Raw genomic sequence first — 8022 nt, 5'->3', positions numbered from 1 at the left:
CAGTCTATTCCCGGACAGCCTCCCGGGTCTCACACGAACGGCGGGTGGCCGCTCCGCGCCTGCGCGGCCCGGCCCGATCAGGCGATATTTACGACGGGTCTTGCACATCTTAATTGTGTACCTTTGCCGATCGGGATCAGTAAACAGTTACAGTTAACCAGCCAACACACGCCCTTACTCACTGATTAATCGTTGAAATTACCGACATGTTTAAACAACTCAATGACGCAACAGCTAAACCTGTGGTGTGGTCAACTTACACGGCAGAAATATTGTGGGCTGATCCTCATATTGCCAGGCAAATGCTGGCCTATCATCTAAACCCTGATATCAACGCTGCATCCAGATCGTTTGATTTTATTGATGATTCTGTCAGCTGGCTGATCTCAAGCCTTGACCTTAATCAATCCTCAGCAGCGATAGACTTTGGTTGCGGCCCGGGACTGTATACCCAGCGCCTGAAAAAACGGGGAATAGGCACTGTGGTAGGTCTTGATTTTTCGCAAAACTCCCTTGGGTACGCAAGCGAGCAGGCAGAGCAGTCGGATCTGAAGATCGAATACCATCTGGGCAATTACCTGGACTACCACGATTCACGGCAGTTTGATTTAATCACATTAGTGATGTGTGACCTTTGCGCCCTGAACCCGTCACAACGTGCCAGGTTGTTGAATAAGTTTAAATCGCTAATGAAACCGAATGGGGTTATTGCCCTGGATGTCTATACCTCTGCACGATTTGAGAAGCAATCGGAAGACGTGACACTGGCCAGAAACGCCATGAACGGTTTTTGGAGTGCACAGGACTACTGGTGTATTCAATCTTCCTTCTTGTATAGACCTGAACTGGTCACCCTGGACCAGTATGTCATTTGTGAAGAAGAAAGAGAGTGGACAGTCTATAACTGGCTGCAGCACTTTACCATTGACATGCTGCGCAGTGAGCTTGAGCAACATGATTTGAAAGTTCAGGCTACCTACAGTGATTTACGTGGCAGGCCCCGGGTTGACGGGGATGAAATGGCGGTGGTTATCGGTCATAAATAGCCAGCCATTCTATATAACTATGGTGGACCCATGATACGCTTTTTTTTGAACCACAAAGACACGGAGACACAAAGACAAGGTTTCTTTTTTCTTCCTTTGTGTCTTTGTGGTGAAAGTCTTTTAAGGGAGAACGCAAAGTACCCCCGAAATTTACGATTCAATTTATCGTACTGCTCCTTCAATGAGTCATGTCTATGTTTACGACAGTAGTCAATGAATGCCTTTTGGGTATTGGCCAAGAGGCTGTCCGAGAATAGACCGCCCACCTTCGGTGGCAGCAAATTGGTCTAAAAATCTACTTCTATTCCGCAAATAGCCCCACTATTCACCTCACAAAACCGAATGCTTATCCTCAGTTTTCTGCCAAAGTAACTACGGGCGCTATTATCGGACAGCATCCCGGGTACTGAACTCTGCAATGGTTCTCAGAGTTTCCAATACGCCCCGGGTAGTTTCACGGGCATCCTCATTCACAGGCTGGTACCTGCGCTGATAGAGACAATTCAAGGCCTGGTCAAAAACAGGCTTCATCTCTTCATGAATAATTTTGTGGTTCTGATAGGTCAGATAACGGGTTTCCAATATGATCCCACTGGCCGGACCACCGAGCTTACACATGGCCTGACCTGGCTCAAGCTGGCGAATCCCCCGGGTAAAGATATCATAGCTGAATGAACGCCTCAGCGTATTCAGCCGCCGGTAAGTGGCATCCTTCACCATATCCAATTCAACCCCATCCACCGTCAGCATGAACTGGCCGACCGCATCCGTCACCACATTAGGATCAATCTCGGTTCCGTAAAAATTAACCTCTTTGATCACCTCATCGTCAAGATAGTATTTCATACTTAACAACAACTTATGGTGATCATCCACCGCATTGGCCAGTGCTGACAGCAAAAGCAGAGAGAGACAAATGGTTCTTGAAATCACGCTGGTTACCTCAAAGGAAGAATAAAACAACTATTCACTTGGACATCTATAAAGTACTTAAGTTCCGATTTTGAAAAATAAATAATCGGTGTCACGTTGTAATTGCCAGAAAACTGAAACCTTTTACTTAGTATTTCTGTCAATATAAATCCTTGCAGCGTTAATAATATCCAAAGGTTCATAATTAACCAGTTCACCAGCGGCAGCTAAAACTTTACAAAGATAAATAAGTGCAAAAGCAACAGTCAAAGTTCTTTTTTTTGTCTCATCCAAGCCAAGAAGACCCGAAACGGTGTTGCACGCAAGGTAGTTCTCAAGGTCGTTAGTACGTTTGGAAATCTCACAGACTTTTTGTATGGCCTGTTTTAGTATCATTAGCTTATTTTTGCATTTCTCTTTGTTTGCTATATCCAGTGTCCATAAATTTTGAAGCACCATGAAAAGCATCTCGAATGCAGCCTTGCACTCATCTTTCTCGAGTTTATTTAATATTGAGTCAGCTATCACTGCCATATCGAGTTTTGCAGGGACCTTAAAAGGTATAGAATCAGCCATAATTCGTTGTTTCTTTATCGAAGAGCCGGAAAAACCCGATTCCGGCGCTGTTCGCTCTCTTTTCAGGGCATTATTGAATAAAGTGGCTGGTAAGGTTTTTCTTCCCTCGGGACGAAAAACAGTATTCACAGCAGGCAAACCAGCGACATAGCCACTGGCGGAATCATCAGGTACATTTAAGGCAAGTAAATAACGTCCCGTGGGGAATGCATGAATAGCCGTTAATCCCTGTTTATCGAGTGTCGAAGATCTGGCCAGGTTATCGTCCCGGGAAACTACGGGTGAGTCAGTAGCTTCCTCCCCTGGCACGTCGAATGGTAATTCAAGTTCCATCGGTTCGGGTTTATCTGAAACAGATTCAGAGCAAGCTATCTCATTATCAGAATCTGGAAGTAACTCTTTTGGAAAGGTCATGACAATCCTGTTAAAACGCCCGGGCTGTTTCAAAGACTCTTTGACTTCAGTATGGATGTAACACCGATTACCACTGTGATTGAACTTTTCGTTAAACTCAGGCGGTGGCAAGCTCACTGGCTCTCTGTAGAATTTTTCACCACAGTGGAAGGGAAGTTCAGGTCGCCCGTTCTTTTCTATTAAGTGCAAACGGGCTTCAAGCCGTTCAGCAACGTAGCCGACATCCCGTCGAGCCCAAAGACTTTGGACTTCAGAACCAGGATCAAGACAATTGTTTAAAAACTGACACCAGCGCCACATCAGTTGACTTGTATTCAAATCCGTTGTGTTTGGCCTTATCTCCTTGAGCCAAAGCAATAACTCATTGCATTGACACTTCCACTTTAAAAATTCATCATCACGCCAATGTTTTAAATCCGCCTCCATGGTAACAAAATTTTTATATCGCTTTAACATTTTCAAATCATTGTAACTGATTTCGATATTAGAATACGTGGAATTCTTTAACCAGCGATTGACCGACTCTTTGGTGGCTTTTTCAAAATCAACTTTAAAAATCCTGAAGAATAGGGGGGTAAAATTTCTGATCATGTCTTTCCACATGGCAAATGCCTTATTGGTTTTACATAAGGCAGCCACGTTGTAAGTCTTTTTCGTTTCCGGGTCAAGGAACCGATATTTCAGGAAATAGTCTTCCAGTGTTAATTTTTGGGTATGACTGACGATGGTTGTTTTTTGATGATCAGACAGAAGTTGCTGACTTCCTTGATAAAACTTCAGAAGAACTGCTGGCAATGATGTCAGTGGCACAGTGCCTACCTTGATATTTTCCTGATGACTATTCCCTTTACTACCTGCCTTGCCAGAGCCTTGCGCACTCAATTCATGATAGTTAATCAAAGATTTATCAGACTCACTATCCTTCACCAGCTGCTTAAAAAATTGGTCAAGTTTATTGCGTTCTTTATCAAATGACTGTGTCACTTTCAGTGCCGTTATTGAACAGCTGTAATAATCTGACTGGAGATACCCGGAAGCTGGAGTAGTCAAAAAATATAACCGACTATCGCGAATATTTTTTAAGCCACCGGATATCCCTTTAATGACAAAATTTCTCGTGTCTGTCGCCAAAGGGCAATCTGGATTTATTGTTTCGTGTAAATAGACAATGATTTTATTATTATCCTGAATAAATCTGACTGCAGTCATATGGGAAGCAGAAATATTCTTGACAATTATGCTGAATATTGCAGCACCCCTACCATTTGCAACTCTTTCTGTTATTGATTTATTTAATGATTTTAAAGAACCGACATCATTATTCGTCTGGCAACAACGGTATATATCCAGGCAGGTTCGGGATTTTCTTTTAAGCAAGGAGATTTCCTGAACCGCTTTGATCGGCAGGTGGTATTGACCATTACTTAAGTTTTCATGATTTAAATCCAGCGTCTCTTGAAGCAGGGGATTCATCTGAACTGTGCGCTCTTCATGGTAATATGCAGCCACTTTATCCCAGTAGGGTAGACCCTCATCTGATGTCTTGTACATCAATACCAGACCTTTGCCGGGTGATAGTACGGTGCACTGCCCTTCCCTGCAATTAAGGATGGTCTTGCTATGAGTTGCGCCAAATGGGTGATAAAACCCAAGATAGCTGCCTTCCTTCAGAGCATGGCTGGTTAATAATTTTACCTCTTGTTCATTGCAAACAATATCATTAAGCACAACAACTGAAGTAGCATCCAGGTTTTCCGACTCTCCACTGTCTGTTGTTAAACCAACTTTTTTTGGTGGTGTAAGATCAAATTTTAAATCAGCACTATTATCATCCAGAACTGAAGTTATAACTCGATCAATAGTCCATAATTCCTGTTTAGCACCAAAATACGTTATTCGCCCGACACTGTGCCGTTGCTGTAACTGCAATAACTTTAAGGGTGGTAAAAGTGGGTCCCGAGCGTTAGGGGGTATGGATAAAGCTCTACGCTGCAAACCATCGGTTACGTAACGTGAACAGAATGTACCAATGAACTCTTTTAACCAAGAGTCATCCTTAAGAACCGACTTTTCCAGCGCCGTCATTGGCTTTATATAAGAATCAACAGGCAAAATGCTATGACTCCTGAGATTTTATCGAAAGTACACACAGGTAGTTAAGTAGTTAACCATATGTAACCAGATTTCGGGCTAATTGATCAGTCACTTACGGTGTTACAACTCTGGTCACTTGACCAAGTCAATCCTGTCTACGTTGCGACTTGCATGGTAACTGCCCACTTAGCAAAATTTATACGATTCCACTTGAAAACTAACAAGACAAAAAATTTATCTATTAGTTCAATTTGAGCTTATTAATGCAACATTCATACATTTTTTTTAATTTGCCCCAAGAGGCTGTCCGGGAAGGAACTGGCAGCGAAATATACCAGAAGACCCGGGCCATTGCCACGCCAGAAAAGTTGATCGGTGCAACAACTGGCGCTCGGGGTACGCATAACACCACGTAGCCAGGAACATCGAAGGAACTGACTACATCTGACCGGAAAAAAAGGCCGCCATTACCTGCCTGGCTTCTTCGGAAGCTACACGTTCACCGAAGATAATAGCTTCATCGTTAATACGCTGCTGAACATCGCAGCGACGGGTCCGGGTAATCAAATGTTTGGTCAGCACCAGCGCTTCACGGGGCTTTGCTGCCAGCGCTTTAGCCTTTGCCAAGGCATATTCAAGCACTTCCTCATTGGCGATTACAGCATTGGCAATACCGTATTCCCGGGCGCGGTGAGCATCAAAGAAATCACCCAGCATCAACAATTCAGAGGCCCGCTGCCTCCCCATCATATCCGGTAACAGTAAACTGGAGGCCGCTTCCGGTACCACTGCCAAGTTCACAAAAGGCAAACGCAACCGAGTGTTTTCACCCACATAAACCAGATCACAGTGAAGCAGTAAAGTTACACCAATACCCACTGCAATGCCACTGGCGGCTGCCACAATTGGCTTTTTCTGAACCGTAAGTTGGCGTAGCATTTTTATCGCTTCTGGTTCTTGAGTGGTATCCCGGCTCAGAAAGTCCTTGAGATCATTGCCCGCAGTGAACATATCGGGTTGGCCAGCAAAGAGAATGACCTTGACACTGTCATCCTGATCAGCAGCGATCAGTGCTTGAAGGATGCTAGCGTACATTGCTGTTGTGAGCGCGTTTTTTTTATTCGTGCGATTGAAGCGGATCGCCAGGATATCATCCTGCTGCTCGATCAGGATATGACTCTGCAGATCTGACATGGCTTAAACTCCCTGAAGCTTTATTGTCATTATGTACTGTTTGCATTCTATTACATCCGCTGGACAACTGGCAGCACAGAGCGATTAACCATTCTCCTTCGAGTGCACACGGGTTCTGCTAACCATTATTGCTGATAGCCTGACCGAAAAACCAATAAAATAATATTAAGCTTACCGATAGTAATTTAAATTTTATCATTGATTAGCTATCCTGAGCCGCTGAATTCATGTTCTGGAATTGAATTGCAAATGATGGGCTTTCTGAAAATAACGTATTATATTTTTTCAATCGGGAATCTTTGAAATTAATTGGCTTGAATAAGGCAATCCTTGACGTATTTGCTGAAAAAATTGAAATTATGAAAAAATATTCGAGTAAGCAATGGTCGGAGTAATCAAAGAAAAGTTCAGCCAGCTCATCTTGTCCACCTGCTATTGGACAACCTCCGAAAGATGCCCGAAAGGTTTATCCCCTGCTAAAGGACCATATCGGCTATCCATCAGCTCAACCCTTCGGCAAATATCAGGTTAAAGAGGTTTCAGGGGTTGGTGAACAACACGGTTTACTCGTCAGAAATACGCCTGATCCTTCTGCCAGTGCTGAAAGCCCTTTGCCATGGTTACGTGTGCACGCCTGTCCCGGTGCCAGCCATGACTTGCCACAAGGCAATCTTGGTGATGAATTAAAAGCGTTGCTGCAAAGTTTTGCTGAGTGTATGGATAAACAGCAACCATTGCCGGTCAGTGACTGTAAACCTTTTGTCAAGTACTTTGGGGAGTACCAGCCAATGCCAACCCTGATGAGCTTGATCCTGAAGATTACCTTTCAACAATTAAAAAAGAGCCTTCTTTCATCAAACAAGTTCCCCGGGAAAAGTTAATACCAGAGTTATTTTTACAGGCATGTGCGAAAAAATTATTATAAAAGTTTGCAGTATTTACCCGAGAGAATGAAAACCGATGTATTTTATCGGGCTTTGGCACTTGAAGAATGCAAGACGCTTTCTTAAATACCTGATCAGATAAAAAGCCAATGGTTGGGTGATGGTTTTTTCGACTTGCTTCTTGAAAAAGATGCAGAGGTTATTCACCTCATTCCCCAAGAACTGATGGGCGTTTTGAACTTGCCTGCAAAAAATCGCCTACTGCGCTGATGAGTTACCCGCAAAATAAACCCATCAGTGACCACTTGTTAATCATCGCAATCGAACACTTCGGGGTTCTGCAATTTTACCCGGAGCACCGTAAAACAGCAGAACTGTGTGAATTAGCCTGTCGAAGTGATGGGTCAGCGTTGGAGTATGTTCCTGAAACCCTGAAAACCGCCGAATTATGCCAGATAGCTGTGGATAATAAGGCCAAAGCTTTTAAATACATCCCGGAAGCAGTCAAAACATTTGAAATGTGTCTGACAGCCGCTAAAGGCGGCGAATGCTTCAAGGAGCTTCCGGAATTTTTAACGCCAGCACAACGCATGGAAATATATCGTGCTGCCTGTCATGCCGGAGCATCTGTATTACCTCACCTGCCGGGGCGATTTATGACTGACGATTTCCTCAAGTCAGTCTGTACCAGCACACAACACAGGGACACACCACTAACCTTTACTATACCCTACAACCTTTCATCATGGGTTGGTGGTGCCAAAGCGTCTGAGCTGTATTCGTTAGCCCTTGGCCTGTCACCCGATGCACTGCAATATGTTCCCACTGATGCAAGAAAGGGAGCAATCCTCAGGGCGACAGAATCGGTCGAACGATCATCCCGATAATAGGATATTTAGCTA

6 protein-coding genes are annotated in these 8022 nt (G+C 43.9%); 3 read left to right on the top strand and 3 right to left on the bottom strand.

Features of this window, described 5'->3' with window-relative positions; all coding sequences use genetic code 11:
* Positions 1 to 206 precede the first annotated feature (206 nt).
* The gene (locus KDK14_RS08310; RefSeq protein WP_257264628.1) at positions 207 to 1046 is read left to right on the top strand and encodes a class I SAM-dependent methyltransferase; all 840 of its coding nucleotides are present in this window, start codon (positions 207 to 209) and stop codon (positions 1044 to 1046) included.
* 384 nt (positions 1047 to 1430) lie between these two features.
* Here the strand turns inward: KDK14_RS08310 and KDK14_RS08305 are convergent, their stop codons facing one another.
* The 3 genes from KDK14_RS08305 to KDK14_RS08295 all read right to left on the bottom strand — a co-directional run bounded on the left by KDK14_RS08305 (position 1431) and on the right by KDK14_RS08295 (position 6236).
* Entirely contained in the window at positions 1431 to 1979 is a 549-nt protein-coding gene (locus KDK14_RS08305) for a hypothetical protein (protein ID WP_257264627.1), read from the bottom strand.
* 123 nt (positions 1980 to 2102) lie between these two features.
* A complete protein-coding gene (locus KDK14_RS08300; RefSeq protein WP_257264626.1) occupies positions 2103 to 5060 on the bottom strand; it encodes a hypothetical protein in 2958 nt (985 codons plus the stop codon).
* 420 nt (positions 5061 to 5480) lie between these two features.
* On the bottom strand, positions 5481 to 6236 hold the full coding sequence (locus KDK14_RS08295; protein WP_257264625.1) for an enoyl-CoA hydratase-related protein: 756 nt from the start codon (positions 6234 to 6236) through the stop codon (positions 5481 to 5483).
* 626 nt (positions 6237 to 6862) lie between these two features.
* Here KDK14_RS08295 and KDK14_RS08290 point away from each other — a divergent pair.
* Both KDK14_RS08290 and KDK14_RS08285 read left to right on the top strand, forming a co-directional pair.
* Positions 6863 to 7117 carry a hypothetical protein gene (locus tag KDK14_RS08290; RefSeq protein ID WP_257264624.1) on the top strand — a complete coding sequence of 85 codons (255 nt, stop codon included), beginning with the start codon at positions 6863 to 6865 and terminating at the stop codon, positions 7115 to 7117.
* 272 nt (positions 7118 to 7389) lie between these two features.
* Positions 7390 to 8007 (top strand): DUF4116 domain-containing protein, encoded by a 618-nt coding sequence (locus tag KDK14_RS08285; RefSeq protein WP_257264623.1) that lies wholly within the window; start codon positions 7390 to 7392, stop codon positions 8005 to 8007.
* The last annotated feature ends 15 nt before the right edge of the window (positions 8008 to 8022 follow it).

The organism is Endozoicomonas sp. ONNA2 (assembly GCF_024606365.1).
GTDB lineage: Bacteria > Pseudomonadota > Gammaproteobacteria > Pseudomonadales > Endozoicomonadaceae > Endozoicomonas.
The sequence above is the reverse complement of the archived record's forward strand: the minus strand, read 5'-3'. Positions and strand labels throughout refer to the sequence as shown.

Coding starts and splice junctions, on each gene's coding strand:
- KDK14_RS08310 (WP_257264628.1), top strand. CDS start 207: ATGTTTAAACAACTCAATGACGCAACAGCTAAACCTGTGGTGTGGTCA.
- KDK14_RS08285 (WP_257264623.1), top strand. CDS start 7,390: ATGAGTTACCCGCAAAATAAACCCATCAGTGACCACTTGTTAATCATC.
- KDK14_RS08295 (WP_257264625.1), bottom strand. CDS start 6,236: ATGTCAGATCTGCAGAGTCATATCCTGATCGAGCAGCAGGATGATATC.